General features: G+C 37.8%; 31 protein-coding genes and 1 riboswitch. Of the genes, 18 read left to right on the forward strand and 13 right to left on the reverse strand.

The window, feature by feature from the left end; all coding sequences use genetic code 11:
* Positions 1-526: 526 nt before the first annotated feature.
* Complete coding sequence (locus CZ490_RS02740) at positions 527-1,612, reverse strand: citrate synthase/methylcitrate synthase (RefSeq protein WP_077617446.1); 1,086 nt, start codon at positions 1,610-1,612, stop codon at positions 527-529.
* 107 nt (positions 1,613-1,719) lie between these two features.
* Between CZ490_RS02740 and CZ490_RS02745 the strand changes: the two genes are divergently transcribed.
* Positions 1,720-2,601: a LysR family transcriptional regulator gene (locus CZ490_RS02745; protein WP_077617447.1), complete on the forward strand. Its 882-nt coding sequence runs from the start codon at positions 1,720-1,722 to the stop codon at positions 2,599-2,601.
* A 407-nt stretch (positions 2,602-3,008) separates the two neighbouring features.
* On the opposite strand, the gene CZ490_RS02755 is transcribed toward CZ490_RS02745, so the two are convergent.
* The 4 genes from CZ490_RS02755 to CZ490_RS02770 all read right to left on the reverse strand — a co-directional run bounded on the left by CZ490_RS02755 (position 3,009) and on the right by CZ490_RS02770 (position 5,491).
* Positions 3,009-3,605 carry a hypothetical protein gene (locus CZ490_RS02755; protein ID WP_077617449.1) on the reverse strand — a complete coding sequence of 199 codons (597 nt, stop codon included), beginning with the start codon at positions 3,603-3,605 and terminating at the stop codon, positions 3,009-3,011.
* A 129-nt stretch (positions 3,606-3,734) separates the two neighbouring features.
* Positions 3,735-4,058 (reverse strand): hypothetical protein, encoded by a 324-nt coding sequence (locus CZ490_RS02760; RefSeq protein WP_077617450.1) that lies wholly within the window; start codon positions 4,056-4,058, stop codon positions 3,735-3,737.
* A gap of 100 nt (positions 4,059-4,158) precedes the next feature.
* Positions 4,159-5,160, reverse strand: a complete 1,002-nt coding sequence (locus CZ490_RS02765) for an HAAS signaling domain-containing protein (protein WP_077617451.1) — start codon at positions 5,158-5,160, stop codon at positions 4,159-4,161.
* Positions 5,144-5,491 (reverse strand): PadR family transcriptional regulator, encoded by a 348-nt coding sequence (locus CZ490_RS02770; RefSeq protein WP_077617452.1) that lies wholly within the window; start codon positions 5,489-5,491, stop codon positions 5,144-5,146. Before CZ490_RS02770 ends, CZ490_RS02765 begins: the two co-directional genes overlap by 17 nt.
* A 142-nt stretch (positions 5,492-5,633) precedes the next feature.
* Positions 5,634-5,743, forward strand: a riboswitch (TPP riboswitch).
* A gap of 60 nt (positions 5,744-5,803) precedes the next feature.
* On the opposite strand from CZ490_RS02770, the gene thiM reads away from it, so the two are divergent.
* From thiM to thiD, 3 genes are read left to right on the forward strand one after another with little or no spacing between them, the layout of a single operon-like run.
* Entirely contained in the window at positions 5,804-6,628 is an 825-nt protein-coding gene (thiM, locus tag CZ490_RS02775; protein WP_077617453.1) for a hydroxyethylthiazole kinase, read from the forward strand.
* Positions 6,615-7,265 carry a thiamine phosphate synthase gene (gene thiE / locus CZ490_RS02780; RefSeq protein WP_077617454.1) on the forward strand — a complete coding sequence of 217 codons (651 nt, stop codon included), beginning with the start codon at positions 6,615-6,617 and terminating at the stop codon, positions 7,263-7,265. Before thiM ends, thiE begins: the two co-directional genes overlap by 14 nt.
* Positions 7,262-8,041: a bifunctional hydroxymethylpyrimidine kinase/phosphomethylpyrimidine kinase gene (thiD, locus tag CZ490_RS02785; RefSeq protein ID WP_077617455.1), complete on the forward strand. Its 780-nt coding sequence runs from the start codon at positions 7,262-7,264 to the stop codon at positions 8,039-8,041. Before thiE ends, thiD begins: the two co-directional genes overlap by 4 nt.
* 25 nt (positions 8,042-8,066) lie before the next feature.
* Here thiD and CZ490_RS02790 read toward each other — a convergent pair whose 3' ends face one another.
* On the reverse strand, positions 8,067-8,837 hold the full coding sequence (locus CZ490_RS02790; protein ID WP_077617456.1) for a class I SAM-dependent methyltransferase: 771 nt from the start codon (positions 8,835-8,837) through the stop codon (positions 8,067-8,069).
* A 171-nt stretch (positions 8,838-9,008) separates the two neighbouring features.
* On the opposite strand from CZ490_RS02790, the gene CZ490_RS22250 reads away from it, so the two are divergent.
* Complete coding sequence (locus tag CZ490_RS22250) at positions 9,009-9,158, forward strand: hypothetical protein (protein WP_159439899.1); 150 nt, start codon at positions 9,009-9,011, stop codon at positions 9,156-9,158.
* Positions 9,159-9,167: 9 nt separating this feature from the next.
* On the opposite strand, the gene CZ490_RS02795 is transcribed toward CZ490_RS22250, so the two are convergent.
* Both CZ490_RS02795 and CZ490_RS02800 read right to left on the reverse strand, forming a co-directional pair.
* Complete coding sequence (locus CZ490_RS02795) at positions 9,168-10,028, reverse strand: HAMP domain-containing sensor histidine kinase (protein WP_327078397.1); 861 nt, start codon at positions 10,026-10,028, stop codon at positions 9,168-9,170.
* A 647-nt stretch (positions 10,029-10,675) separates the two neighbouring features.
* Positions 10,676-11,566 carry an MBL fold metallo-hydrolase gene (locus CZ490_RS02800; protein WP_077617458.1) on the reverse strand — a complete coding sequence of 297 codons (891 nt, stop codon included), beginning with the start codon at positions 11,564-11,566 and terminating at the stop codon, positions 10,676-10,678.
* Between the two features lie 148 nt (positions 11,567-11,714).
* Between CZ490_RS02800 and CZ490_RS02805 the strand changes: the two genes are divergently transcribed.
* Positions 11,715-12,380 (forward strand): oxidoreductase, encoded by a 666-nt coding sequence (locus tag CZ490_RS02805; protein WP_077617459.1) that lies wholly within the window; start codon positions 11,715-11,717, stop codon positions 12,378-12,380.
* 39 nt (positions 12,381-12,419) lie between these two features.
* Here CZ490_RS02805 and trhO read toward each other — a convergent pair whose 3' ends face one another.
* Complete coding sequence (trhO, locus tag CZ490_RS02810; protein WP_077617460.1) at positions 12,420-13,325, reverse strand: oxygen-dependent tRNA uridine(34) hydroxylase TrhO; 906 nt, start codon at positions 13,323-13,325, stop codon at positions 12,420-12,422.
* A 196-nt stretch (positions 13,326-13,521) separates the two neighbouring features.
* On the opposite strand from trhO, the gene CZ490_RS02815 reads away from it, so the two are divergent.
* A complete protein-coding gene (locus CZ490_RS02815) occupies positions 13,522-13,890 on the forward strand; it encodes an iron chaperone (RefSeq protein WP_077617461.1) in 369 nt (122 codons plus the stop codon).
* A 47-nt stretch (positions 13,891-13,937) separates the two neighbouring features.
* Here CZ490_RS02815 and CZ490_RS02820 read toward each other — a convergent pair whose 3' ends face one another.
* Genes CZ490_RS02820 through CZ490_RS02830 form a run of 3 tightly spaced genes read right to left on the reverse strand, consistent with a single transcriptional unit; the run spans position 13,938 to position 15,685 of the window.
* The gene (locus tag CZ490_RS02820; RefSeq protein ID WP_077617462.1) at positions 13,938-15,077 is read right to left on the reverse strand and encodes a zinc-dependent alcohol dehydrogenase; all 1,140 of its coding nucleotides are present in this window, start codon (positions 15,075-15,077) and stop codon (positions 13,938-13,940) included.
* Positions 15,078-15,097: 20 nt separating this feature from the next.
* On the reverse strand, positions 15,098-15,460 hold the full coding sequence (locus CZ490_RS02825) for a spore coat protein (protein ID WP_077617463.1): 363 nt from the start codon (positions 15,458-15,460) through the stop codon (positions 15,098-15,100).
* Between the two features lie 6 nt (positions 15,461-15,466).
* Positions 15,467-15,685, reverse strand: coding sequence for a spore coat protein (locus CZ490_RS02830; RefSeq protein WP_077617464.1), 219 nt, complete (start codon positions 15,683-15,685; stop codon positions 15,467-15,469).
* Positions 15,686-15,838: 153 nt separating this feature from the next.
* Between CZ490_RS02830 and CZ490_RS02835 the strand changes: the two genes are divergently transcribed.
* Positions 15,839-16,048, forward strand: coding sequence for a hypothetical protein (locus tag CZ490_RS02835; RefSeq protein WP_142255327.1), 210 nt, complete (start codon positions 15,839-15,841; stop codon positions 16,046-16,048).
* Positions 16,041-16,337, forward strand: a complete 297-nt coding sequence (locus tag CZ490_RS02840; RefSeq protein ID WP_077617465.1) for a spore coat protein — start codon at positions 16,041-16,043, stop codon at positions 16,335-16,337. Before CZ490_RS02835 ends, CZ490_RS02840 begins: the two co-directional genes overlap by 8 nt.
* 55 nt (positions 16,338-16,392) lie before the next feature.
* On the opposite strand, the gene CZ490_RS02845 is transcribed toward CZ490_RS02840, so the two are convergent.
* A complete protein-coding gene (locus CZ490_RS02845) occupies positions 16,393-17,625 on the reverse strand; it encodes a helix-turn-helix domain-containing protein (RefSeq protein WP_077617466.1) in 1,233 nt (410 codons plus the stop codon).
* A 183-nt stretch (positions 17,626-17,808) separates the two neighbouring features.
* Here CZ490_RS02845 and CZ490_RS02850 point away from each other — a divergent pair, with 183 nt between their 5' ends.
* From CZ490_RS02850 to CZ490_RS02890, 9 genes are all read left to right on the forward strand, one after another.
* Positions 17,809-19,110 carry an MFS transporter gene (locus tag CZ490_RS02850; RefSeq protein WP_077617467.1) on the forward strand — a complete coding sequence of 434 codons (1,302 nt, stop codon included), beginning with the start codon at positions 17,809-17,811 and terminating at the stop codon, positions 19,108-19,110.
* Positions 19,111-19,402: 292 nt separating this feature from the next.
* Positions 19,403-20,116 carry a GTP pyrophosphokinase gene (locus tag CZ490_RS02855; protein ID WP_077617468.1) on the forward strand — a complete coding sequence of 238 codons (714 nt, stop codon included), beginning with the start codon at positions 19,403-19,405 and terminating at the stop codon, positions 20,114-20,116.
* A gap of 21 nt (positions 20,117-20,137) precedes the next feature.
* Positions 20,138-20,740 carry a TetR/AcrR family transcriptional regulator gene (locus CZ490_RS02860; RefSeq protein WP_077617469.1) on the forward strand — a complete coding sequence of 201 codons (603 nt, stop codon included), beginning with the start codon at positions 20,138-20,140 and terminating at the stop codon, positions 20,738-20,740.
* Between the two features lie 92 nt (positions 20,741-20,832).
* Entirely contained in the window at positions 20,833-21,798 is a 966-nt protein-coding gene (locus tag CZ490_RS02865) for a DMT family transporter (RefSeq protein ID WP_077617470.1), read from the forward strand.
* A 241-nt stretch (positions 21,799-22,039) separates the two neighbouring features.
* Positions 22,040-22,825, forward strand: coding sequence for an SDR family oxidoreductase (locus tag CZ490_RS02870; RefSeq protein ID WP_077617471.1), 786 nt, complete (start codon positions 22,040-22,042; stop codon positions 22,823-22,825).
* A 142-nt stretch (positions 22,826-22,967) separates the two neighbouring features.
* Entirely contained in the window at positions 22,968-23,276 is a 309-nt protein-coding gene (locus CZ490_RS02875) for a hypothetical protein (RefSeq protein WP_077617472.1), read from the forward strand.
* 483 nt (positions 23,277-23,759) lie between these two features.
* On the forward strand, positions 23,760-25,277 hold the full coding sequence (locus tag CZ490_RS02880; RefSeq protein ID WP_077620916.1) for an FAD-dependent oxidoreductase: 1,518 nt from the start codon (positions 23,760-23,762) through the stop codon (positions 25,275-25,277).
* A 197-nt stretch (positions 25,278-25,474) separates the two neighbouring features.
* Positions 25,475-25,882, forward strand: coding sequence for a hypothetical protein (locus CZ490_RS02885; protein WP_077617473.1), 408 nt, complete (start codon positions 25,475-25,477; stop codon positions 25,880-25,882).
* A 227-nt stretch (positions 25,883-26,109) separates the two neighbouring features.
* On the forward strand, positions 26,110-26,310 hold the full coding sequence (locus CZ490_RS02890) for a cold-shock protein (RefSeq protein ID WP_077617474.1): 201 nt from the start codon (positions 26,110-26,112) through the stop codon (positions 26,308-26,310).
* The last annotated feature ends 61 nt before the right edge of the window (positions 26,311-26,371 follow it).

Below are 26,371 nucleotides of genomic sequence, written 5' to 3' on the forward strand. Positions count from 1 at the left end.
GGTGCAAACAGAGAAACAAAAACGACAACAACTAACGTGGCTTGACCTCTCTATAGCCCCGGATTCCCTCATCATACTAAGGTGGTGAGGATGGGGACTTTTTGAGGATATGATAAATAGATAAAATTCAGTTACGCTGGAGGCTTAAATAGCTTCAGCGTTATTTGTTGTATAGTGAAAAGGAATAACCAGTATTGCTTGAATCAACGGATATATCAAGTATGTAAATTGCGGTCATTCATATAAAAAGATTAAAACGTTTATTTGGGGATTTTTATTGGGAGCAAACCTCTTAAGTTGTACTCTTTGGTTAGGTCTTAGCTATCCTTTTACATTATCCAATATTGATAGGATTTTACTACTAAGTATGCTTGTAGTTAATGTTATTTTAATAGTTCAAGTTATAAAGAATTTCTTAATGTAAATAAAGAATAGCGTATGAATGTGAAGTTATTGATCTAAAACTTAAGCGACGTAAAGTATTCCCTACGTCGCAATTATACATTGAAACATTGAAAGTATGGGTCTAGACTTTTGTCCCTATATACTCCGACTTAGGGCGGAAGATTGTATTATCCTGCAATTGTTCGATTGCATGTGCAGTCCAACCAATGATTCTCGCAACACTGAACGTTGGTGTAAATAGTTCTGGAGGCATTTCAATCGATTGCATAATAGCTGCTGCATAATACTCGACGTTTGTGTAAAGTTTACGGCCAGGCTTGTACTGTGATAGTAAATTAATTATTTCCTTTTCAGCTAGAACTGCTAAGTCTAACCACTCATCACTACCTAACATACTGGCACATTTTTCTCTCAACAGAATGGAGCGAGGATCTTCTGTCTTGTATATTCTGTGTCCAAAACCAAGTATTCTTTCTCCTTCTTGAAGTTTTTTCTCGACAATCGGTTTGATGTTTTCCTGATTTCCTATTTCTTCAAGTAACTCAATAACGCCTGAAGGTGCCCCCCCATGCAAAGGACCTTTCATTGTGCCAATTGCAGATGTGATGGCTGCAGCTAGGTCTGATTCAGTTGAAATCGTTACGCGGGCTGCAAATGTAGCTGCATTCAACCCGTGTTCCATCGTTAATTTTAAATACGTTTCAAGTGCCTCAACTTGTTGTTCGTTGGGGAGTTCCCCATTTAGCATCCATAAGTAATTAACTGTGTGTGACAAATTAGGATTAGGAGCGATTGCAGGTAATCCTTGTTGTTTACGATAATGCTTAGCTACGATAACCGGAATGGCGCCCGCTAGTATAATGGCTTGCTCCTGAATAGGTTTAGTAGAAAAGTGAGTATGTGCGAATGCGGATATAGCTGTTCGTAGAGCATCCATCAACGATATTTCTGCTGGTAAAACATCAAGGATGCTCTGAACATGGAAAGGTAACTGTCTACCATTTATTAATTTATTTTCTATGCTACGTAACTCAATATCGTCAGGTAAAACTCCGTGCCAAATAAAATAAGCAATTTCTTCAAACGAATAAGAGGGGATAAGTTCGTTTATTAAAACACCTCTGTAGCGTAATTCCCCTAAATTGCCTTCGACCGAAGCTATTTTCGTTTGGACGGCTATAACGTCTTTTAACCCTTTATTAAACATTATGATTTCTCCTCCTTTTCTTTAGTATAGTGTTGTTTTATGATTATATAAATTAAATGTTTTTTATTATAATGATTAATAACTTTAATCATTATGGAGGGTGTTTTATGGAGTATCAGTGGTTAAAGACATTTATTGTAGCAGCAGAAACGACTAACTTTCGACAAGCCTCGGAAAAACTTATCATTTCTCAACCAAGTGTGACTGTCCATATCCGACTGTTAGAGGAATACCTGGGTACTAAGCTTTTTGATCGGGTGAAGAACCGTGTTACATTGACCGATACTGGCAAACTATTTTATCAAGAGGCAAAGAAACTAGTCGAACAAATGGAAAATAGTATAGATAGAATACATACGTATTCACAAGGATTCCGTAAAAACTGGATCATTGCCATATCACCACTTATGGCCGAGACGATCTTACCGTATATTTTACGAACGTTCATGGAGAGTCATCCAGAAGTTGAAATCAGTATCAGAGTTGAAGAATCGGAGAGTATTGAAAAACTTGTTGATAACGGTGAAGTACATCTTGGTATCTCAGCAATGGACGCTAAATTTAAAAATATCGAGTCTATACTCATGTACGAAGACCCAATCCTATTCGTTATTCCAGTGGATACATATGATGAAGAAAGTGGACCTCAAATTGACGTTTCGGAGGTATTAATGAAAGAGTATGTATTTACGTATCATCATCCAACATATTGGGACAGCTTGCTCAACAAACTAAATAAACATGTAAACAGAATTCGTACGATGAAAGTTACACAAGCACATATTGTAAAGCGGTTCATTCAGGAAGGTCTTGGCGTTTCGTTCTTACCACAATCGATTGTTAAACGTGAATTAATCGAAGGAAGGCTCATGCAACCACATTTCGACCTCTTTACACTCCCGACAGCTTCAACATTTATTCTTGTGAAAAAGAAAGGGGAGCTTGAGGAAGAATTCATTCATTTAATTTCTAGGTATTATTTTGGATAAGGCTAAAAAGACAAGCATAATGCTAACTGAGAACCTCAGTTGCTTTTAAGTTGGTTGAATTAGTAGTAACGATAATAAAATAAAGTTATAAATGAAGGGATACTCTAAGTGAAGTAAATGGAGGCAAAGAATGTATAAAACAAGCATTAGATTCCCCGTACTCTATTTTGTGGTTATAACGGTTTGGCAAATTATCTCCAATAAAGATGTTGCTTGGTTAGCGAATATAGGTGTCTGTTTGATTATTTTTTTAATGCTTGCCTTCTATAATTTGTCTAAAAAATCATATATGTGGAAAAAAGAAAAAAATGAGAAATCGGAGTAAAAAGTTAAAGGCTTAGAGTACAATTCCTCTAAGCTTTTTTAGTGTAGACAAAATTTCAAATTGAACACAATACATTATCATACTAATCTACTTTACCAATTTGCAGGTCCTGTTCCATTTTCGCGACATTTTCACCGTCCTGATAGTAAGTCACACCAAAAGTTGAGCCTTCGCCACCATTGTTAAGAATTACATTCAAGTCATTTAATAATTGCTTCATATAATCGAAAGCCATCAATTGGGAATCCTGTATAGGCTTCCACTGATCACTTAGGTCAATCCTATCGATCGCACCTCCATTGCCATCGATATGCGATGTTCGGACGAATTGTTCGTGTGAAATTATCTTTGCGATTAATAGAAGATTAGCGAAATCCTTATCAAGATTGTCATTTTCGAAAAGCTGATAATCTCCCACTCCCAAGCCTTTCGTTAGCTTTTCTGCTAGCAAATACTGCTCATAACCTTGTTCGTATTTTCCGCTAGGTGTTTTTTCTACTTCATCGAGTAATGCTGCAAGAAATTCTTTCACTTCAGGAGCGGCATCTATCCATCCTTTTGAATCATCTTCTATAGATTCTACATACTTCTCACTATCAATTGTTGTTTCATCTTGACTACATCCAGCTAAAATACCAGAGACTAAAAATCCTGTTAGGATTAATTTATGCATGTTCATATGAAATCCTCCTAAACTTTCCTCTACCTATTCTAGCATTTGTTATTGGAAATTTTAAGAAGACTTTAAACACTTATTTGTAAAATGAAAAAAAGATAAGCCCAAAACACAGGACTTATCTCCTTGACGTTACCTCCAGTACTCCAAATACTCGTAATTCTCAGTGGGAACTTTTTTTATGACTTCGTTTGCCTCATTGCGATAAATTTCATATTCACGGTAGATTTCAACCTTATTACCTTTGACTACCTCTGTGTTAACATAGTGCATTTCTAATTCTGGAAGTACATCCTCGACTGAATTATTTCCTTCCGGGTTTGCCGAAACTTCTTCTTCAGACGTCATACCAGACACAGATATTGCATTTTTGTATTCATACACATCATCAGCTTCAATGACACCTGTTACAAATATAATAAACAGAATACCAATTGCAACCAAAAATTTATTCAACGTCACCAAACTCCTTTGTTCCTATCTCTTACTCATCTATATGCATTAGGGAAAAAGAATAGGACAACTAATCCTGTTGGAAAGAGTTCGATCAAATATGTTATCGTATGTTTGATTTGCGAATGCCATCGAATATATTGATGGCAGCAGATACGATGAATGAAACGAGTACTGTAACAATCAACCATGTTTTAAATTGTTGATTTGGAATACCAAATAAATCTGTCATAAACAAAATAAAATTTTGGTTGAAGATGCTAGGGTGTAAGGTGATTATAAAGAATACAATGGTTGAAAATATCTGAAGGCCCGTATTGAAAAATGCCATTCTTTTCGTCCATTGGCCCTGTATCAGTTTATAGAGGACTAATGCAATTTCAAGCCCAACTACAACCACCACAACCGGCCAAAATGAAAGTAACACTTCTTGATTTAATGCTGGAATCACAAATTCAAGTCCATCATTACTACCTTCATAGATACCTAGAAGTTGATTGGCCTTCAAATATAGAGTGACCCAGATTGCAGTCCACAATAATGAACCAAATACTTCAAATTTCGAGATTGCCTTTTTCTTAGGGATGTAAGTGATGTTTTTTAAATCATCGGGTGTCCATTTTTGTAGGTTAGTTGTTAGTGGAGTGTTATCTTTTTTGTGGTCTACTCGTTCAATGATTGCAAACACTAATGTAAACCAAAAGAAGGTTTGAATTGATACGTCTATAACTCTCCAAATCCCAAAGCCTATTAAGTCTAAAAGGACATTAATAATGGCTTCATTACCTCGATACCCGATAAAATATTCACCAAACATCGCGATGAGTGCAACAACAGCAGCTATTGGTACAATCATTTTCAATAACGTCACGTACACATCAAAATACCGAGGACCTATTAAATGCATGGGACGATCAGAGTATTCATTAGCTAACTTTACGGGATTACCTAGTTTTTCAAGAACCCTCTTTACATCATCTTCCCTATATTCCTCAGGTAACATGTCTTCAATTGTTGATCGTAATTCAAGAGCAATATCTTCTCGCATCTTTTCTGGAAGTCTTCTAATAACCTCCTGAATATAGACATCAATCAGATTCGTCATCTCTTTTCCCCTCCAATAGGTTATACAGCTCTTTTGAGTTCTGTATCCATTCCTCTTTTAGCTGTAAATAAATTTCTAATCCAAATTCGCTTAACACATAATACTTGCGGGGCCTACTATCCGATGTATCCCAACTACTTGTCACCAATTCCTGTTTCTCTAGTCGGCGAAGTAATGGATATAGGGTGCTTTGGTCAATGTCGATACCTGAACCTTCCAATAATTGAACAAGAGAATAGCCATATTGGGGGGTTCGTAATTGACTTAAAACCGCCAAAGTCAACGTTCCTCTTCTAAGCTCTGTAAGTAATGAGTTTAATAAGTTACTCATTTCACCCACCTCATTTTTGATACTATATGACATACAGTATTTATTTTATACTATGTATCATACAGTATGTTTGTTACGAAAGCAATTTATCTTTTTAAAAAGAATGACAGAAATTATTCATATGCTATAATAGAATAAAATTGAATGATGACAGGGGAGCTCACACATGTGGGCTGAGAGTAAGCGAAATGTAGCTTAGACCCATAACCTGATTTGGATAATGCCAACGTAGGAAATTGTGTAAGTATGACTATTCATGCGGTATATCTATTTTAGGTATACCGCATTTTTCATTTTTGAGGAGGAATTGGGATGTTTGAGGCTATTCTAAAAAATGTTAGAGAAAAAACACCACTCGTCCATAATATTACTAACTATGTGACGGTTAACGATGTTGCAAATAGTGTTCTTGCCTGTGGAGGATCACCGATTATGGCAGACGATCCAAAGGAAGTTGGTGAAATTACAAGCATTTGTAATGCACTCGCAATCAATATTGGAACATTAAATGAGAGAACGATAGAATCAATGATTATCGCTGGAAAAGCAGCAAATCAAATGGGCCTTCCTGTTATTTTAGATCCTGTGGGAGCGGGTGCTTCTAGTATAAGAACGAATACCGTATATCGCCTATTAGATGAGGTCCAGTTTGCTGTCATACGTGGAAATTTGTCTGAAATTAAAACAGTACATGCTGGGAGTGGGAATACTAAAGGTGTAGATGCCGCTGCAGAAGATGTCATCAATGAAGACAATATCGATGAGATGGTTCAGTTTGCAAAAGGTGTCAGTAAACAAACTGGTGCCGTAATTGCAATCACTGGAGCTATTGATATCGTCGCAAATGAGGAAAAAGCTTACGTAATCAAAAATGGTCATCCGATGATGTCAAAAATAACAGGGACAGGCTGTATGCTTTCGGCAGTTGTTGCAACTTATTGTGGAGCAAATCCTCAAGAGATAGTAAAAAGTACCGCAGCCGCTGTATGTGCAATGGGGCTTTGCGGGGAACTCGCTTATCAAAAGGTAGAAGAGACGAATGGCGGGACATCGTCGTTACGAACGTATTTAATCGATACTATGAGTCGTTTAGATTTTACACAATTACAAGGTGGGATGAAGATTGAAAGCAGATAAACAATCAATGCTGTTATATGCAGTAACTGACCGTGCCTGGACAGGCAGCCAAACATTAGTAGAGCAAGTAGAGGCAGCACTAAAGGGAGGGATTACATTTCTCCAACTCAGAGAAAAGAATCTGGGGTATGATGACTTTTTACAGGAAGCCATTGAATTAAAAATGCTAACGACATTTTATCATGTTCCCTTTGTGATTAATGACAATGTTGAAATTGCACTAGCGTGCGATGCTGATGGCGTACATGTTGGTCAGGAGGATTTGCCTGTTGAAAAAGTTCGTGACTTGATTGGCCCCGATAAAATTCTTGGTGTCTCCGCTCAAAATGTGGAGCAAGCGATTGCTGCTGAAAAGGCAGGTGCGGATTATCTTGGAATTGGTTCCGTGTTTCCAACAAGTACGAAGAAAGACGCACAACCTATGACATTTGAAACCGTCAAAGAGATTTGTAACAGTGTCTCCATTCCGATTGTTGCAATTGGTGGTGTTACGAAATCGAATATTCTAGAATTAGCTGGAAGCGGGGTAGACGGAGTTGCGGTGGTATCGGCTATTTTTGCACAGGCGGATATCACTGAAACAACGAAAGAATTGCGTAAGCTTTCAACTGAAATGGTAAGGAGCGACAGAAGATGAAAAAGGTACTGACGATTGCTGGTTCAGATTGTAGTGGGGGAGCAGGTATTCAAGCAGATATCAAAACAATCACTGCTCATAATATGTATGCGATGAGTGCAATTACTGCACTTACGGCTCAAAATACAACGGGTGTGTTTGGGGTGGTTGACACGACTCCTGAATTTGTAGGTGGACAGCTCGATGCGATTATGACTGACATTTTCCCTGATAGTGTCAAAATAGGGATGGTTTCATCACCTGATATTATCGGTAAAATTGTAGAAAAGTTAGAAGAGTACAAGCCTTCGAATATTGTCGTAGACCCTGTGATGATTTCTACAAGTGGAAGTAAGCTTTTAAGTGATACGGCAATGGATGCCTTAATTACCCGCTTGATTCCGTTAGCTACCATTATTACGCCTAACATTCATGAGGCAGAAGCACTTTGTGGGATGGAAATTCATTCAAGGGAAGATATGCAAGCGGCTGCCCAAACATTGTCGGAAACGTATAAAGGTGCCATTTTAATTAAAGGTGGTCATCTTGAAGATACGGCAGATGATTTATTATACAGCGATGGTGACTTCACATGGTTCCCAGGTGCAAAAATCAGTAATCCGAATACGCATGGTACGGGCTGTACATTATCATCAGCGATTGCTTGTAATTTAGCAAAAGGCGAGGATATCCAAACGAGCATTAGGGAAGCAAAGCGTTATATCACGGGTGCAATTGAAGCGGGTCTTGACCTTGGAAAAGGAAGTGGACCCCTCAATCATTGTTATGCATTATAAAAAAAGTGGGGAATAAACCCCACTTTTATATTTTTATCGCCTTTAACACAACTGCTTCCCCTTGGAAGGAAACAATTTTATGTTTCTCTATTTTTATCCGAAACTTCTTTTTGACCGTATCAGAGGAGTTTAGCATATAGTCAGTTAGTTCAGCCTTCACGGTGTCTGATACATGCATGCGGGCACACCAGCTCTCAAACTCAAATGTTTTGTCAAAACGATGGAACACTTGGATTTCGAACCCTTCATTTTCAAGCATTTGGAACCACTCTGTTTTTTTCCATGCACGAAAATGGCTGTGATCTCTCTTTTTCTCAATTGTATTATAAAACTCATCAAATTCTGTGGTTTCTGGAGCGACGTTATCGTCTAATAGAAATTGCCCGCCCGTTTTTAAAACTCGAGCAACTTCACTTACGAAGTGATGAATATGAGGAAAATGGTGAGGTGCAATACGACAAGACACGATATCATAGGTTTCATCTGGGAATGGTAGTTTTTCAGCATCACCCTCTACAAACTCAACGTTTTCATGACCATTACCTCTTATGAACTTCTCAGCAGCGGCTAGCATCTTTGGTGTTAAGTCCAATGCAGTCACTTTTTTTACAAGAGGTGCCAGGGCATTTGCTGTATGGCCGCCACCGGTTGCAATGTCAAGTGCAAGCTCTGTTCCAGTGGCTTGGGCCATTGCCACTAATGTTTGTAAATCTCCACCTTTTCGGTGAATGTCACTATCTACATAGTAGTCAGCGCTACGACCAAATTGTTTTATTACATCTGCCTTAATATCCATTTTTAGTTCCTCCATTTCATTTGATTACTTTTATCATATAGAAAAAACTGACATTAGGAAATTTTAAAAAGATTATAAATTGACATAAGAGAAAGTTATACTCCTGAAATAAGAATATTTTCCTATTTTATTAATAAATTTTATTGAATACATCTGAGGGGTCAGCATGTGGTGATAGAGAAGAAGATCTTTGTTGGGAATTACAAGGTAGGAGTAGGGGACACACTTGAGTTAAAAGGAACAAAAAGCGAAGTATACGAAGCGATTAAACGGGAGATTCGTACGAAAAAAAGGGGTAAGGCTTTTTTGAAATATGTATAAGACCCACGTTTAGACGTGGGTTTCATTGGTGATATGAGTCGAAGGGAATTGGAAGGTAAATTCGGTACCTTCTCCAATTACGCTGGTCACACGAATTGTACCATTCATTGCTTTAACAATGCTATAAACGACCATCATGCCAAGGCCAGTACCTTTTGAACCTTTAGTCGAATAATAAGGTTCACCAAGACGATCAATTTGTTCTTTTGTCATTCCAACACCTGTGTCTCTAATCGTAATTGTTACATTTGACCGGTCATAACTCGTTTCTACATATAGTTGACCACCACCAGGCATCGCTTCTATTGCATTTTTCATCACGTTGATAAAGCATTGCTGAAATTTTTGGCGATCGCCACTCATAGAGCCAATTAACGCAAAGTTTGTATGAATCTCCACTGAATTCTGGTTCGCAGTTGGCTTTAATATGGTCAGAACTTGCTGCAACTCTCGCTTAATTTGCAGTATTTCTATAGTCTCTAAGGCTGGCTTTGAGAAAGTCAAATAATCTTGTATAACCCTTTCGGCAGCACCCAATTCTTCTTTTATAATGGATAGATATTCCTTCTGCTTATGCCGAGGAAGATTATTGGACATTAGTAATTGCACAAATCCATTAGCTGCAGTTAATGGATTTCTGATTTCATGAGAAATCGCAGCACCCATTTGTTCAACGGCATATAGTTTTTCGGATTTCACAATCGTTTGTCGCATTATAAAGTTATTGCGGAAAAACTCTGTAAAATAGGATAATATACCTAATCCAATCGCTGGAATAACTAAATACGCAAACCATGCATCAACTGGATTAGCTGGTGGCATGGTAATTTGCAGGGTTCCTACAGTAATTAGAGAAATAATAAAAGTCAAAAGCACAGATGAATAAACGCGCTTAATGGAATTTTGTTTCCAAAACCAAGGATATAGCCACCATAACATAATAGAAAGTGGTAGATAGAGTATAATGGTCATATAAAATCCCAAGTCTATTCCGTAAAATCCTCTAATAACGATAACGGTTAGACAGAGGAGGGGGCCCAAACCTAGGTAAAGTCCTCCTATCAATACGGGTAAAAATCGCAGGTCAAAATAGTAAGACGAAGGAGTAGGGTGATATGAAAAGAGAAAACAAACGTAAATGAGCACAGATAGACATATGTATGCTTCCCATTTCGAAAGAGCTAGATTTCTCTTTCGATCAAACCATATTAAGCCTATAAATAATAATATGATGAGGATTGAAAAGTTAAACAAAATGTGCTTCGTAATTTCCATAATTCACCTTCGACAAATTAGTAGTAGATTTAAAAAACGGAATAGTTCGACAATAGTTACATTTATTATAACTCATAATCTATTTGTTTTGGGATTATTACTGAAAAAACTAATAAAAAGTAAAAAGAAGTTTGTAAATGGTATTTATTACCTATTTTACTATTAATTACTCTTTAAAACTATCGTTTTTATTGGAAGAAGATATAACAATAGAAAAAACGTACTTTCTTGAAAAAGTACGCTTAACTAGTAATCAGATATTCATTATTTGCTCCGGGTACTGTTAAATTCAGTCGTTCCAGATGTTTTCTTATCCCTACACGTTCCCATGTTTGAAAGATTGGTTCTTTTAGGGATTCTTTTGGATAGAAGATGCCAATTCTAACAAGCTCATTGAAATTCAAACCTTTTTTCACAAGACTCTCAATTTCCTGGTCCCTCCTGTTAATAATCTCAAGGTAACGGTACATGGCCTCGTGAAACTCCTGTTTCGAAAAAACACCTTTTTGATGTCCTGTGATGTAGGTATCAACATCCAAGGAAAGTAGTCTTTTGGCGGAAGAAATGAACTCTTCAATATCTCCATCCGTCCCATTATACCAAGGTCCAAAAGTCGTCATATCATAATCGCCAACAAAAACAACTCCTAAATCAGGAAAATATGGACAAGAGAATCCTTTTGTATGACCGGGTGTATGAAGAAAAATTACGTTCACATCGCCAAAACGATACTCCTTTTCATACTGATAGCATCCAGAAATATTGCTTAAATTCTCTGTCCATTCTTTCGGTACGCTTTTCCGAAAAAGCTCAACACCGGACGGCCCCCATTCCTGATAGATTCCATTTAACTTTGCAATAGAATCTACTGAGCGTGCTGTTTTAAACTCAATTGGGTTGATCCAGGTGGGTGTGTCTTTGAATAAATGGTTATTTAGGGTGTGATCAGGGTGATAATGAGTATTAATAATTAAGTCGACTCCATATTGTAGCTTTAGATTTACTAATGCTTCAGGTTCAGCACCGGTATCAATTAAGACTTTATCCTGACAATTGATATACAAACTTCTTGAAAAAGGGACCTTACTTTTATTACGTCCTTCTACAAGTAGGAGTGGTCCAATACGTTCCATATTTTCTTCACCTCTTTATAAAAATGACTGAATGTTCATTCATTATATCATGACCTATAGGATGCAAAGCAAGAGAAATGCCAAATTTTATATAAGTGGGTATACTTGAGTGTATATATCTGTTTTTTTATGTAAAGGAAGTGGACCAGTGGAAGGGAAAACAGCATTAATTGCGGGTGCGACAGGGTTAATTGGGAATGGACTGCTTCATGTTTTAATTGATGCCCCTGAATACAAGAAAGTATATGCTCTAGTGCGAAGACCGCTTGAAATCAATCATCCTAAGTTGATGGAGGTAGTCGTTGACTTTGATCGGCTTATTGATTATAAACACTATTTTGCGGTTGATGATGTGTTTATATGTTTAGGTACAACGATTAAAAAGGCAAAAACACAAGAAGCGATGTATAAAATTGATGTAGACTACCCTGTTGAAATTGGCCGTATCGCAAAGGAATGTGGGGCAAAACATTATTTAGTAGTCAGTTCCATGAATGCGGACTCGAAGGCTAAACTGTTTTATCCTCGAATGAAAGGTGAACTTGAGGAGAAGGTACAGAATTTAGGTTTTGAAAAATTATCCATTTTTCGACCGTCCCTGCTACTAGGAGACAGAAAGGAATTTCGTCTTGGCGAAGAAGTGGGTGCCTTTCTGTCAAAAGGGTTAACGTTTCTGTTTGTAGGGTCACTTCGAAAATATAAAGCGATACAAGGTAAAACGGTAGCGAAAGCCATGTACAAAGTGGCTCAGCAAAAAGAACAAGGTAAGACGATTTTTGCATCAGAAGAAATTGAGAATATTGGAAGACAGTAAGACCCAAAAAAGCTGCTCAGACTTTGCTGAGCAGCTTTTTTAAACCGATTGATGTTCCTTCACATAGCGGTTCTGTGGGTGGTCTTTACATTCTTGGCTACAAGATCTGTAGTGTTCATGTTCGCATTCCTCACATAATAGCAGATGTTTGTTACATTCAGGATTTCCACATTTTACGTAACGTTCCTCTGGTTTTTCACAGTGATAGCATTTCCCAACCACCGTTTCTTCACCAGTTCGGTTGACCTGTACTGCAATACGCTCATCGAAGACATAGCATTTTCCATCCCATAATGCGCCTTTTGCTTCAGGGTCATAGCCGTACGTAATAATTCCGCCATCCAGTTGGGAGACATCTTGGAATCCTTCTTTTACAAGAAAACCTGAAAACTTTTCGCAACGAATACCACCTGTACAATAGGTTAGTATTTTCTTATCTTTATGCTCACTTAAATTTTTTTCTACCCATTTTGGCAACTCGCGGAATGTTTCAATATCTGGTCGAATTGCACCTCTGAAATGGCCAAGGTCGTATTCATACGTATTCCGCGCATCAAGAATGATCACATCTTCCTGCTGCATCGACTCAAGGAATTCCTTAGGAGAAAGATGCTTGCCGGTCACTTTATTTGGATCTAAATCCTCTTCCAGACTTAAATTCACAATTTCAGGCTTAACCTTCACTTTTAATTTCTTGAAGGCGTGACCTTCACTTTTTTCGATTTTGAAAATCATATCAGAAAAACGGGAATCGTTTCTCATGAACTCAATGTATTTTTCTGTCTGTTCCACAGTACCTGAAACAGTACCATTCATGCCTTCAGTAGCAACAAGAATTCTTCCTCTTAAATCGAGGTTTGAACAAAGTTCAAAATGTTCATCTCTAAATGCTTGTGGGTTTTCAATTTCAACATACTTATAATAAAGTAAAACTTGGTAATCCATTTTCTTCACCTGTTTCTATAGATACATTTATCTTTAAGTATAATAACAAAAATGGAGCTACTAATAAAAGTACTTTTTGTTTCCTATGTGGAGGGAATTATAAGATTTTGACTGAGAAAGAGATAAGTAATATAGTTATCTACATTACTGTGACTTTTTTCATCGTATTTAATAGCTAATTTTAGGAGGAATCAAAATGGAGGTTTTTGCTGAATTTCTAGATGGGATTGGTAACCCTGAACATCGTGCTAGAACGGAAGAAGTGTTGAGTTGGGTCTCTCATACATATCCCGATTTAGAGCCTGTGGTAAAGTGGAATCAACCAATGTTTACAGATCACGGTACATATATTATTGGATTTAGTGTAGCAAAGCGTCATATGTCTGTTGCACCTGAAAGGGCAGGAATGGAGCGTTTTACGGAACAAATAGAGCAGTCTGGCTATGAATACACGAAGGAATTAATACGTCTTCCATGGAATAAAGAGGTTGATTTTTCATTGCTAGGGAAGATGATTGATTTCAACATAATGGATAAGGCTAACTGTTCTACATTTTGGAGGTAGTGGAGAGTTAAAGGGAACTTGGACATCAACCCAAGTTCCTATAAGACTCAATGTGGCTTCAATACAACCTTTATACAATCCTCTGTTTTGGTGTCAAAGACCTCATACCCATGTTTTGCCTGGTCGAGTGGAAGGACGTGGGTAATGATATCTCTAGGATCAAATTTCCCTTCAGAAATAAGATCATGTAGTTTAGGAATGACAGGGATTACGTGTGCTTGCCCCATTTTTAACTGAACATTACGTTGGAAAATGTCGCCTAACGGAAATGCATTGTATCTCATTCCGTATACACCAGTCACTTGAATCGTTCCACATTTACGAACCGCTTGTGCGGCTGTAACTATTGCGCCCATGGAACCACCATGTAGTTTGAGTCCAGTTGCTAAAAATTCGAGTGGTGACATCTTCCCGTCCATGCCAACACAATCAATGACAACATCCGCTCCACCTTGCGTTATTTCCTTCAAGTACGTTCCGACGTTTTCCTCTCTCTCAAAATTTACAATTTCAACGTTGTTCGTTCTTTTCGCATGCTGAAGCCTGTAATCGATATAATCTACGGCAATGACCCGTTTTGCTCCAAACATCCAGGCGAATTTTTGCACGAGCAACCCAACTGGGCCGCAACCAAGAACAATAACCGTATCCCCATTTTTAACTCCAGCATTTTCAACAGACCAATAGGCGGTGGAAGAAACATCTGCGAGTAATACAAGTTGTTCGTCCTCTAGTTCACTATCTTCCGGAACCTTGAACGGGGTAAAATCACCATAAGGTACACGTAAATATTCTGCTTGCCCACCAGCAAATCCACCGGTTGTTTCTGAATACCCTAAAAATCCACCCATGTCCCCGTTTTCATTTGCCTCATTACATTGGCTAGTGAAGTCATTCTCACAATACCAACACTTTCCGCACGCCATATTAAAGGGAACGATAACACGGTCTCCTTTTTTTAGCTTTGTCACTTCCGGTCCAACTTCTTCAACAATCCCCATTGGCTCATGCCCAATGATGTAGTTTTCTGGTGTGTTTGGAATCATTCCATGAATTAAGTGCAAATCAGACCCACAAATGGCAGAGCTCGTTACTTTGACGATAATATCGTCTGCTTTTTGAATTTTAGGATCTTCAACTTCTTTTACAGCCACATCTTTGATGCCCTGATATGTAACAGCTTTCATCTGTAATTTCCTCCTGCACGTTATTTATTCGGTGTTGCAAATGTACCGCGACGGTCTGTGTCAATTGGGAAAAGCTCCATTCTTGCTATTGCAAGGGCCATATCTGCGGATTTTAAATCTAATTCAATTTGTTTTTCTACGTCATTCGGATATAACCAGCCTTTTTTGATCATTAAATCAGAGAGCTCCTCATGTAAATCGATAGCCTGTTCCATTTGGCGATACAAGGCATCCCGTAAGTCGGGGGTGGCTGTCTCTGTTAAGGCAACTGAATAGTACCGAATACCCGTTTTAACGGATAGCAAAAAATCCATCGCAAAAGAGGCGTCGGCCATTTTCGGCATTCCTTCTGCGTATTTGGGATCTAAATAATCTTGATTCATCAATGCTCACCCTTTGTCTGAATTTGTTCGTGCTTTTTCGTAGAGTTCCTTAAGTTCTTCAATTGCTGCCATTGTCTGGTGTACATCTTTTTCCATCATTGCTTTTAAATCATTATCAAAACAGATACCTTGCATAAGCTTTGAGCGTACTAAACAGATTGTTTTAAAATTGATCATTTCATGTGTTTCCATTGTCTCGTGGAAGCCAAGTGCATGAAGGTCCATTTAAACTTCACTCCTTTTTACCATTAGGATGACCTTTTTTCTTGAAAAAATGGTGGAAAATTGATTGCCAAAATTAGTATGTTTGGAAAATGGATAAGAAACCTTGCCCAAGGAAATCTAAATGTAAGGAGTCAAACGAAAGGGGAATGACAATTGACACAATACATGGGACTACATGAAACTCTAGAAGTACACGAGTTATTAACCTTTAAAAACTTATGTGTAACAAAAGCGTTTACGATGAGTGGGCTTGTTCAAGACCCTCGGTTAAAAACAATCCTAACGAATGATGTTGAATCGGGGAGAAGGTTCATCACCCAACTACAGGAACTAATTACAGATAGGAGTCAGGACAATGAATGATATCTTTAAGAAATTAGTGGGCATGGGTGGGATGACCGACCAAGTTATTGCAACAGATTTCCTCATTTCAGCAAAAGCAGGAGTGCGTAACTTAGCATTTGCTATAACAGAAGCCTCAACTCCGAAGGTAAGGGCAGTACTGCGTGAACAGCTCCGACATGCAGTGGAAACTCATAAAAATATATCGGATTACATGATTGAAATGGGAATGTATCACCCTACAGACCTAGGTGAACAGCTTAACACCGATTTGACAATTACAAAAACATCTCTTGAACTGACAGACTAACGTAAAAAAGGTATTTTTCACCCATAGTGGATATGAAAAATACCTTTTCTATTTTTTAAGAACGTGAACTATCGGAGGCAATTTGTTCATACGTCCTTAAGCTAAATTCTTTGTATGGGGAATTTGGTAAATGGTCGAATAATTGAACGGCTTTTTTCGCAGCTGAAAGAGCCTGTTCATGCTTTCCAATTTCCACTAGACAAAGAGCCTTATAAGTCTCCATTAAATAAAATTGCGACAAGTCAAACGGATGACGATGATAATCCGGTACTTCCACTTGATTAAAATAATTTACAGCCTCTTCGTAACGACCTAACCCACGTAAAGCCTTTCCTTTCTCAAGGAAAAACCATTCCTTAAATTGTTGATTAAAGTCTGGATTAGCGAAAGTTTCGTCAATAATTTCAAGGGCTGTATTGTATTCTTTTGAAACAGAATTTAATGACTCAATGTAAAAAAGCTGGGAGGTCAACCTTGACATTTTATCCTCTGAAAACTCGGCGTATTGCTTTAATTTTTTCAGATAATTTTCGTGCAGTTGTCGATCACCAGCCATCATCGCATAAGCCGCGGCAAGTCGATATAAATCATCAATCAAATAAAAGGTCTTATTTTTTTGTGAAAAAGCAATCGCTTCATCCATTACGCGCTTTGCGGAATCTGAATCTCCGACTGCAAAATATAGGACGGCTTCTTGATAGTCAAGGTCCAATTTTGAAATAGGATCCAAGTAAACATGATTTTTTTCGATTTCTTTCCGTTCCCGGAGAATGGTCTCTAGTGCTTCTTTATATTGGTAATTCATGAAATGAACAAGTCCGCGAAAGCGAGCAATACTTACCCTTCTAGGTGTAACGTTCATTTGGTCATATAAAGTGGTCGCATGGTCAAGTGGACCTTGCCATTCATCGTTCTTCTCCCAATAAAGACTGTATCCATACAATTCAAGCAATCTTGCGGCTTCATAGCCTTGGGTTAGCTTAGGAACCAGTGGTTCAATAAGGGATCTCAACTTTTTATATTTATCCGGATCAACTTCAGAATCAATTGTAAATATTTTTTCGGCCTCTTCTAGAGTTTCTCTTAATTCATCGAAATTCACTTCATTTAAAAGCTGTGATACCTCAATTTCTAGTTGCTCCGCTATATAGGATAAGCTTTCCATCGAAGGATTTGCCTTATTATTCTCAATCAGGCTCAGCATGCCTTTTGTCAATTTAGTTCCAGCGAGCTCTTCTAATGTTAGTTTCTTTTGTTTTCGTAGTTTGCGTATTCGTTCTCCTAGCATGAGAAATAGGCACACTCCCTATTTTTGATATTTTGTTTAATTATATTAAACTTTTTATTGAAAAGAAAGTAAAATGGTGATATGATTTGTTTAATTATATTAAACTTTTTATTGAAAAGAAAGTAAAATGGTGATATGATTTGTTTAATTAAATTAAACTTTTCCATTTTTGGAGGAATTCACATGAATGAACAACAAAAACTCAAACGAGCAACGTATCATTTGTTTACTTTTACCATTAGTAAAATTATTTCTTCCTTCGGCGCACAAGTATACGCATTTGCTATCAGCTTTTATATTCTTCAACTAACAGGATCTGCAACAAGCTTCGCTACAAATCTAATCTGTAATCTATTACCTAGAGCCCTTGTCGCACCGCTTGCTGGGTATGCAGCTGATAAATATTCCCGAAAGAAAATCGTCATTATTTCACAACTCGTAACGACGCTCGCTATCCTTGGATTACTCGTTGTTAGTATGACCTATGGTCTTTCCTTACTTGCGATTTACACGACAACCGTTGTCTTATCACTTGCAACTTCTTTTACCGGTGTAACGTTTACGTCCTCAATCACAGGTTTAGTGGATGAAGACAGAATTCAACGAGCGATGTCACTCAACCAAATTTCAATGTCTTTTGCAGCGGTTGGAAGCCCTGCTGTTGGTGGTCTTTTATATGGAACTGTTTCTATGGAAGTATTTTTAGGGATGTATATTGCAGCATCAGTTATCGCTGTTATCTTTGAATCGACCATGAATTTCAATCTGTTCTCAAAGCGTAAAGCGAAGGATGTTGAAGAACAGAAGGAAACGATGTGGCAAAGTATTAAAGCGGGGATTGGCTATTTAAGAACCAAACAGGTCCTCATGACAATGATTTGGATCTCATTAATCATTAATTTCCTTTTTGGTGCGTTTGAAGTGGGTTACTCCTTCATTTTAATTGAAAAATTAAAGCTTGAATCACAGCATTTTGGATTTACACAAGGTGCATTCGCGGTAGGGATGCTGTTGTTCTCCATCTACTTCTCAGTTCGTAAAGAAGTGAAGTTTCCATTCCTCGTCTCAAAACGTGGCATCATTGGGATGGGGGTCATTATGGGATCAATGTCGGTTCCGTTAATCATTTCGCTATCGTATTGGTCTGTGTTCACATACTACTTTATCGCAATGTTTACTTTCGGTTCGATGATTATTGTTGTTAATACACCAATCCAAGTAATGATGCAAAAAATGATTGATGACGACTTCAAAGGTCGAGTATTCTCTATTTTAGAAACTATGGCAGTTGCCTTAATGCCACTAGGAATGATTATTTTCGGCTATCTGTATGATGTCTTACCAGGCCAATATATTCTCATTACCTCATCCGTTATTCTAATCGGAATCGTGCTCTTCCTTGCTCGACCTAGTGTCGTTCGAAAAGCACACCCAGAATTAAGTGGAACGAAAACGGTTGTGGAGAAAGCGAGTACCGCATTGTAAAAATAACGCAGCCTTCCTCAAGATGAGGGGGCTGTTTTATTTTATGAACAATATATGACATTGTGTCACTTCTGGTTGTTTAATGACAGACTGTCATATAGAATGTAGGTAGTGAGGTGACACAAGGTCATGTTAAAAACGGTCCCAAAAAATGAACTCAATAAACTAAAGCTGCGAAGGCTAGTGAGAAAGCTGCAATCACTTGGTGTCAATGCTTCAATTTGTAAGAAACCGATTAGCATAGAATAGTGACTTATAACAATAGGTGAATTTTTTATAAGGGAGACAAATGATGTCTGTAGGAATAAGAATTGATCAATTAAAAGATATGAAAGTGGAACTTCTACGATTTATGATGCCGTACAAGTTTGCCATTGAAGAAATGATGACCAAAATCAATATTTTAAAGCAGGAATTTAAATATATACACGATTACAACCCAATTGAACATGTATCCTCTCGTTTGAAATCACCAGAGAGTATTTTAAATAAGATTGACCGAAAAGGATATGGGTATTCGCTTGAATCCATAAAAGAAAATATTCTTGATATCGCAGGGATTCGGATAACATGTTCCTATATTTCTGATATATATAAAGTTAGTGAAATGCTTCAACAACAAAAGGACGTTACTGTTATTGCAAGTAAGGACTACATTAAAAATCCAAAACCGAATGGGTACCAAAGCTTGCATTTAATTGTGAAAATCCCTATTTTTATGTCGGACCGTGAAGAACATATTTATGTTGAAATTCAAATTCGAACCATTGCGATGGATTTTTGGGCAAGCTTAGAACACAAGATTTATTACAAATATAATAAAGAAATTCCACAGCATATGAAGGATGAATTAAAGGAAGCAGCAGTTACTGCCGCTCAATTAGATAGAAAAATGGAGAAGCTACAAAATGAAATGAACAAACTAAAAGAATCATCAAAAGCGGAAGAATTTTATAACGAGGATAGGGTCTTTCTACCATATGACTTTCTAACATTAGGAAAATAGTGAATTAAGGGAAAGGTGAAAATGCCGAAGATTACATTTTTTAATTTACCTGAGGATAAAAAACAAACACTACTTCAAGCAGCCAAACAAGAGTTTTCCAGTGTCCCATTATTCGATGCTTCGATCTCTAACATTATAAAATCTGCTGGAATTCCACGTGGTAGCTTTTATCAATATTTTGAGGACAAGGAGGATGCCTTCTTCTATTTGCTCGGGCAATTCGCTAAGGAAAAGAACATTGTTTTTCTTTCACTCTTGGAAGAGCATAAAGGTGATTTGTTCCCAACCTTTACTGAGTTTTTTAAGTTATTTTTAAATGAAGTTGAAAATACGACTTTTTTAAAAAATGCATTGCTTAATATGACTCATAAAATTGAGCGTACGTTTGATCGAATGACAAGTGAACATGAAATTAATGAGAACTTTAACAAGTTTAGCTCGCTGATTGATGTACGTATTTTACATGTAGAGGATGATAGGGAATTATTTCACGCCTTACAAATCATCACATCGGTATTGTTACGGAATTTAATTCATGCAATCGCCTATGACTTGCCTCGTGGAGTTGCATTGAACAATTTTGAAATTGAAATGAATTTATTGAAAAAGGGCCTTGTCCGGTAGGGAACACAATGGTGTTCTCGCCGGGCTTTTTTATTTTTTAAGAGGCTTTTTCTATAAGAATAGGAGTATAATAGAATGCATTAACAAATGATATGGAAAAAGAAAGTATGAATGGATGGATGAGTGTGCGGAAAATTTATTTATATGGCTTGCTGTTGTTTGTGATGCTTGCCTGGGGGCTAAATATTGTTGCAATTAAAATACTGATTGATCATTTTCCTCCTATTACTATTACCGGACTACGTATACTGGCAGCAGGGATTGTCATATTTGTTTTCTTGTATATGAAAAAAGATCTTCAAAAAATGAATCTACACGAGTTTGGATATGTCTCACTAAGTGCTTTAACTGGAATCTTCGGCCACCAAGCGTTATTATCAATTGGCTTAGTGAATACAAGCGGTACAAATGGAGCGTCCATATTGGCTTTAATACCACTCGTCACCAATATATTTGCAGTCCTTTTCTTAAAAGCAAAAATGACTTTCTTAAAAATCACCGGTGTGCTCCTTGGGATTGTCGGTATTTATTTGATACTAGTTCTTGGCGGAGGCTCTTTCACAAAGCTTTCGAATGGAGATGTTTTTGTTTTTTTATCTGTAATAGCGCAAGCTTTAAGCTTTATTTTTATACGTAAAGCTTCGTATACGTTAAATGCCAAAACCATAACTTGTTACGCTTTGTTAATGGGCGCAGGTTTTTTGATAATGTTAAGCTTCGCATTGGAGGGTCAAAAAATTGGAACAATGGGAACTCTCGGGGCTTTACCTGCCTATGTTTGGATCATTTTTTTAGCCTCTGCGATTGTCTCAACAGGTATCGGGAACTTGTGTTATAATTTTGCTATTTCAAAAATTGGAGCTGGTGAAGCGGCAATATTTCTAAACCTAGCCCCATTCTTTTCATTAGTGGGATCGGTTCTATTTTTAAATGAAACTTTCAAGTTCATTCAGTTGATTGGATTTATTTTAATTGTCCTTGGTGTCCTATTAGGTACTGAATTATTTGTGCGCAAACCGAAAATCGATAAGCAGGTCGAAGTTTCTGTATCGAAATAGTTTAGGAGGGTCGGCTCTAGAAATGGGAGCCGGCCCTTTTTGGGGGAGTGAGGTACTGTTATTTTCCAATTAGGGCAGAAAGATTGTTTGTTTGCGCGTAATGCAAGAGGTAGGGCACAATTAACGGAAGGCAGGGTACATTATTCAGCAGTGTAGGCACAATTCGTTGAGGAACAACACAAAAAAAGAGTAAAATGAGCTAAAATTAAAGTAACTTAAAACATAAAAGGAGTGGATACATATGGATCTGAATCTAAATGGAAAAACAGCAATTGTTGTTGCTTCAAGTCAAGGTCTCGGAAAAGCAATCGCAACACAGCTCGTTAAAGAAGGCACAAATGTAATGCTGGCTAGTCGTAACGAGGAGAAACTAAAAGGAGTTCAAGTAGAACTCTCAGCTTTAAACAAAGGTAGAGTGTCGTATCATCAAACGGATATTACTAAAAAAGAGGAAATCGAAGCGCTGATTAAACATACAGTAGACACTTTTGGGGCAATTGATATACTTGTTAATAATTCTGGTGGTCCACCAGCTGGAACGTTCGAACAACTGGACGATGAAGAATGGCAGAATGCCTTTGAATTAAATCTATTAAGCTATATTCGAATGATACGTAACACTGTACCACATATGAAAGAAACGGGCGGGAAAATCATCAATATTGCGTCAGTTTCCATTAAAGAGCCGATTCCTGGGTTAATCCTTTCCAATACATTCCGATTAGGAATTGTAGGTTTATCAAAAACGCTAGCAGATGAATTAGCACCCCATAATATCTTGATTAACACCGTCGCGCCAGGTCGAATTGCAACAGATAGGGTTGCTCATCTTGATCAAGTGAATGCTGAGAAACTAGGTAAGCCAATCGAAGAAATTGAGCACATGTTCAAAGAAAAGATCCCTTTAAAACGGTATGGTACACCAGAAGAATTCGCTACTTTTGTGACATTCCTAGTGTCAGACGCCAACACCTATATGACTGGTCAAGCTTACATCCTTGATGGTGGTATGGTGAAGGCGATTTAACAAGTTATGAGCCCAGGCAGGCTCTTTCTCGTCCGGACTAAATAAAGAACCAACTGAATAGTATAATACTGAGTATTCCGAAACTTTTCTCGCGCTTAAACGTAATACAATTGTCAGCGGTTTGAGGAAGGGGGGATGAACAATGGTACGATATACCACATTTGCACTTCTAATTACTACAATGGAGGTTGCGTTTCTTATAGGCGTTTCACTCTATATAGATGCAAATTTGTTAACTACCATGTTTTTCGGCTCTATTGTCTTTATAATAGTCGCATTCCTAATGGGCTCCTCAGACGATATTTTTACAAATAACTCAGAGTTTGCCGTTTTTAATAATACGTTTCTTGGTCGAGCAAGACATCAAAAAGGAAACTTCAAACTCAGTCCATTTTTTTCAGGATCACTTCTGTGCTTGGGTGTGTATTTTGTAATGAACTATTTTATGTAGGTGCGCCTATCCATTTGGAGGGGCGCTTTTTTTATGTTGTGTTGCTTTACGGCGGTTGCAGGCACGAAGCGGTAGGAGAATGTCATTGCTTGATGTCTTCAAAAGGAGAATGAAGTCCTGAAGTAGTCGGGAGTGTCGAGCTTGAGGTCGTCAAAGTGTGTATGAAGACCCGAATTCGTCGGGGGGTAGTTCGCTTGATGTATTCATAAGGTGTATGAAGACTCGAATTTGTCGGGATGAGCGAGTTTTTAGGACTTCATTTTGTGGTAAGAGGAAACCGAAACAGAAAAAGAGTCCAACACCCCTTCCATAACTGAGAAGAAGGGAATAACAGAATAACACGATCTTCGCCATTTTTCCTTCCCCTCATGTATGATACCCACATTACTGGAAAACCTAATCACAACTGACGAATTAAGGAAATGAGGGGTTATTGTGGAAAATGAGAAAAAGCTTCCTGACGCTCCAGAGCCATTATGGCGTATGGGTGTTGAAATACCGGAATTTTCTCCGCTTGAGGAGGATCTCGAGGTAGATGTTGTGATTGTAGGTGGGGGAATTACGGGTTTGACTTCAGCCTATGTTTTGGTTAACGAAGGTCTCAAAGTTGCTGTCTTAGAGGCCGATCAAATACTGAATGGTACAACGGGGCACACGACAGCAAAGGTCACCGCACAGCATGGCCTCATCTATGATGAGTTTATAACAAATTTCGGTAGAAGCACAGCTAGACTTTACTATGAAGCAAATACGGATGCATTGAAATTTATCCAAAAAACAGTTGAAGAGCATCAAATCGAGTGTGATTTTAAAGGACAGGATGCCGTAATTTACTCTACAACAGACGAGTATGCACAAAAGCTTGAAAAGGAAGCGAAAGCCTATAATAAAATAGGAATTGATGGTGAACTCGTAGACCAGATTCCTTTTAAGATGGACATAAAAAATGCACTTGTTATGAAAAATCAGGCTCAGTTTCATCCAGTAAAGTATTTAGCTCACCTGGTAAACCTCATTAAAGAAAAAGGTGGCTACATATTTGAACATACGGTTGCAGTAAATGTGGAGCCAGGGGAGAAACCAACTGTTCTTACGCGCGAAGGTAAACGGGTAACGGGTGGCTTTGTTCTAGCTTGTTCTCATTTCCCTTTTTATGAAGGAACGGGTTTTTATTCAGCACGATTGAAAGCTACAAGGTCTTATATTGTTGCAGCTAAAACGAAGGATAACTATCCGGGTGGAATGTATATTAGCGCTGACCAACCGACACATTCACTTCGTTCAGCTACAAGTAATGGAGAAGAGTATGTCCTTATTGGTGGTGGCAACCATCAAACGGGTGAAAGAAATGATACATTAGAAGATTACAGTGCTCTAAATATCTTTGGGGAACAGATTTTTGAAGTAGAAAAAATCCATTCCAGGTGGTCAGCGCAGGACCTTCAAACGTTAGACAAAATACCTTACATTGGGGAACTAACAACGGGCGAACCCAATATATTGGTCGCAACTGGCTTCCGAAAATGGGGGATGACAAATAGTACGGTGGCAGCATTGTTATTTAGGGATATAATTTTAAAACGAAATAACCCATATCGCGACTTATATTCGCCTGCTCGTTTCTATGCACATCCATCCCTAAAGAACTTCTTTGTAAATAATGCAAAAGTTGTTAAGCACTTGGTGCAAGGTAAAATGGAAATCCCGCAAAAAAATGTCGATGAGATTCCAGTTGGAGAGGGCGCTGTAATTTCAATCAATGGGCATCGTAAAGGAGCTTATAAAGACGAAGAGGGTAAAGTGTACATTGTTGATACAACCTGTACGCATGTTGGCTGTGAAGTCCATTGGAACAATGGTGAAAAATCATGGGATTGTCCTTGCCATGGCTCACGTTTCTCATATACTGGAGAGGTCCTTGAAGGTCCAGCTGAAAAACCATTGCAGCAATACGATTTCACAATGCTCGATAACCTAACATCGGAGGATTCTGGCTACTAAGCTTGAGTTGAAGTACTATGACACATTGACGTATAAAGGTTTTGTTATATAAAATATGATGTAGCGTAATAGCTTCCTTGTAGAAGGTTGTTTTGATTAAACAACTCAACAAGCGGAGCTTTCTTTTTGTTTGCCTATTTCACGCATGACTAAAAGTACCAGTAGATAACAAGTGGATTAGAAATGGGGGAGTTTTAGTGAAATTACAAAAAATAAACTTAATGGAAGCGTATTTAATCGAAACTCTACGCAGTAAGGGTATTACCAATCAGGAAATCCTTGCTAAAATTGAACAAGGCAGTGTAGAGGGCTGGAAGGATTTGCATGAGCACTTCAATTTTCATGAACTATTAAAATTGAATTACGATGATCTCAAACCAATTCTAACTGAGGGCTACAAAATTAAATATATAACCTTTAATGGAATGCAAAATCTTATTAAACTAAAATTTGGAAAAGTTAAAGACAATGATTACCAACTTTCAGAAAAGGGAATTAATAACCTAAACCTATCCGAAGAACAAGCTAACACACTCGCCCAAATGATCTCCCCAAATTGGGTTTTCAACTGGGACGGAGGGACAGGTTCCTTGACGCATAAATAAATCAGGACTAGATTAACGCCTTAACTTTTATGAGAAGTAGAGCTTGTCAGAGCAGGCTCTACTTTTTTTATTTTAAATAAGTTTGCTATTTTCTTTTATATCTGTTATTCTAAAGAAGAATTATTTTTGTTCTCATTCAGATTAAGAATTTCATTTGTTTTTCGTCTAAGGTATTTGAACAAGGATAGTAACACATGTGTGAACATCACACTAGGAGGCAAATTAACATGGAACAAGGTAAAGTAAAATGGTTTAACGCAGAAAAAGGTTTTGGATTCATCGAGCGCGAAGGTGGAGACGATGTATTCGTACACTTCTCAGCTATCCAAGGCGAAGGCTTCAAATCTTTAGACGAAGGTCAAAGTGTAACTTTTGATGTTGAGCAAGGTCAACGTGGCCCTCAAGCATCAAACGTTAGAAAAGCTTAATTAACCGAAACCGACAGGTCCTCTAGTAGGGCCTGTTTTTTATTTGAAAAATGAAAGAGGG

Origin of the sequence: Litchfieldia sinesaloumensis (assembly GCF_900156865.1) — a bacterium.
GTDB lineage: Bacteria > Bacillota > Bacilli > Bacillales > Bacillaceae_L > Ferdinandcohnia > Ferdinandcohnia sinesaloumensis.

What these genes read in the sequence shown, in the direction of transcription:
- CZ490_RS02870 (WP_077617471.1), top strand. Translation starts at nt 22,040, where the DNA reads ATGGATCTGAATCTAAATGGAAAAACAGCAATTGTTGTTGCTTCAAGT.
- CZ490_RS02790 (WP_077617456.1), bottom strand. Translation starts at nt 8,837, where the DNA reads ATGGATATTAAGGCAGATGTAATAAAACAATTTGGTCGTAGCGCTGAC.
- CZ490_RS02875 (WP_077617472.1), top strand. Translation starts at nt 22,968, where the DNA reads ATGGTACGATATACCACATTTGCACTTCTAATTACTACAATGGAGGTT.
- CZ490_RS02765 (WP_077617451.1), bottom strand. Translation starts at nt 5,160, where the DNA reads ATGACGAATCTGATTGATGTCTATATTCAGGAGGTTATTAGAAGACTT.
- CZ490_RS02820 (WP_077617462.1), bottom strand. Translation starts at nt 15,077, where the DNA reads ATGAAAGCTGTTACATATCAGGGCATCAAAGATGTGGCTGTAAAAGAA.
- CZ490_RS02880 (WP_077620916.1), top strand. Translation starts at nt 23,760, where the DNA reads ATGGGTGTTGAAATACCGGAATTTTCTCCGCTTGAGGAGGATCTCGAG.
- CZ490_RS02865 (WP_077617470.1), top strand. Translation starts at nt 20,833, where the DNA reads ATGGAAAAAGAAAGTATGAATGGATGGATGAGTGTGCGGAAAATTTAT.
- CZ490_RS02855 (WP_077617468.1), top strand. Translation starts at nt 19,403, where the DNA reads ATGTCTGTAGGAATAAGAATTGATCAATTAAAAGATATGAAAGTGGAA.
- thiD (WP_077617455.1), top strand. Translation starts at nt 7,262, where the DNA reads ATGAAAAAGGTACTGACGATTGCTGGTTCAGATTGTAGTGGGGGAGCA.
- CZ490_RS02860 (WP_077617469.1), top strand. Translation starts at nt 20,138, where the DNA reads ATGCCGAAGATTACATTTTTTAATTTACCTGAGGATAAAAAACAAACA.
- CZ490_RS02815 (WP_077617461.1), top strand. Translation starts at nt 13,522, where the DNA reads ATGGAGGTTTTTGCTGAATTTCTAGATGGGATTGGTAACCCTGAACAT.
- CZ490_RS02830 (WP_077617464.1), bottom strand. Translation starts at nt 15,685, where the DNA reads ATGGACCTTCATGCACTTGGCTTCCACGAGACAATGGAAACACATGAA.
- CZ490_RS02770 (WP_077617452.1), bottom strand. Translation starts at nt 5,491, where the DNA reads ATGAGTAACTTATTAAACTCATTACTTACAGAGCTTAGAAGAGGAACG.
- CZ490_RS02890 (WP_077617474.1), top strand. Translation starts at nt 26,110, where the DNA reads ATGGAACAAGGTAAAGTAAAATGGTTTAACGCAGAAAAAGGTTTTGGA.
- CZ490_RS02840 (WP_077617465.1), top strand. Translation starts at nt 16,041, where the DNA reads ATGAATGATATCTTTAAGAAATTAGTGGGCATGGGTGGGATGACCGAC.
- CZ490_RS02850 (WP_077617467.1), top strand. Translation starts at nt 17,809, where the DNA reads ATGAATGAACAACAAAAACTCAAACGAGCAACGTATCATTTGTTTACT.
- CZ490_RS02745 (WP_077617447.1), top strand. Translation starts at nt 1,720, where the DNA reads ATGGAGTATCAGTGGTTAAAGACATTTATTGTAGCAGCAGAAACGACT.
- CZ490_RS02825 (WP_077617463.1), bottom strand. Translation starts at nt 15,460, where the DNA reads ATGAATCAAGATTATTTAGATCCCAAATACGCAGAAGGAATGCCGAAA.
- thiM (WP_077617453.1), top strand. Translation starts at nt 5,804, where the DNA reads ATGTTTGAGGCTATTCTAAAAAATGTTAGAGAAAAAACACCACTCGTC.
- CZ490_RS02755 (WP_077617449.1), bottom strand. Translation starts at nt 3,605, where the DNA reads ATGAACATGCATAAATTAATCCTAACAGGATTTTTAGTCTCTGGTATT.
- CZ490_RS02845 (WP_077617466.1), bottom strand. Translation starts at nt 17,625, where the DNA reads ATGCTAGGAGAACGAATACGCAAACTACGAAAACAAAAGAAACTAACA.
- trhO (WP_077617460.1), bottom strand. Translation starts at nt 13,325, where the DNA reads ATGGATTACCAAGTTTTACTTTATTATAAGTATGTTGAAATTGAAAAC.
- CZ490_RS02740 (WP_077617446.1), bottom strand. Translation starts at nt 1,612, where the DNA reads ATGTTTAATAAAGGGTTAAAAGACGTTATAGCCGTCCAAACGAAAATA.
- CZ490_RS02800 (WP_077617458.1), bottom strand. Translation starts at nt 11,566, where the DNA reads ATGGAACGTATTGGACCACTCCTACTTGTAGAAGGACGTAATAAAAGT.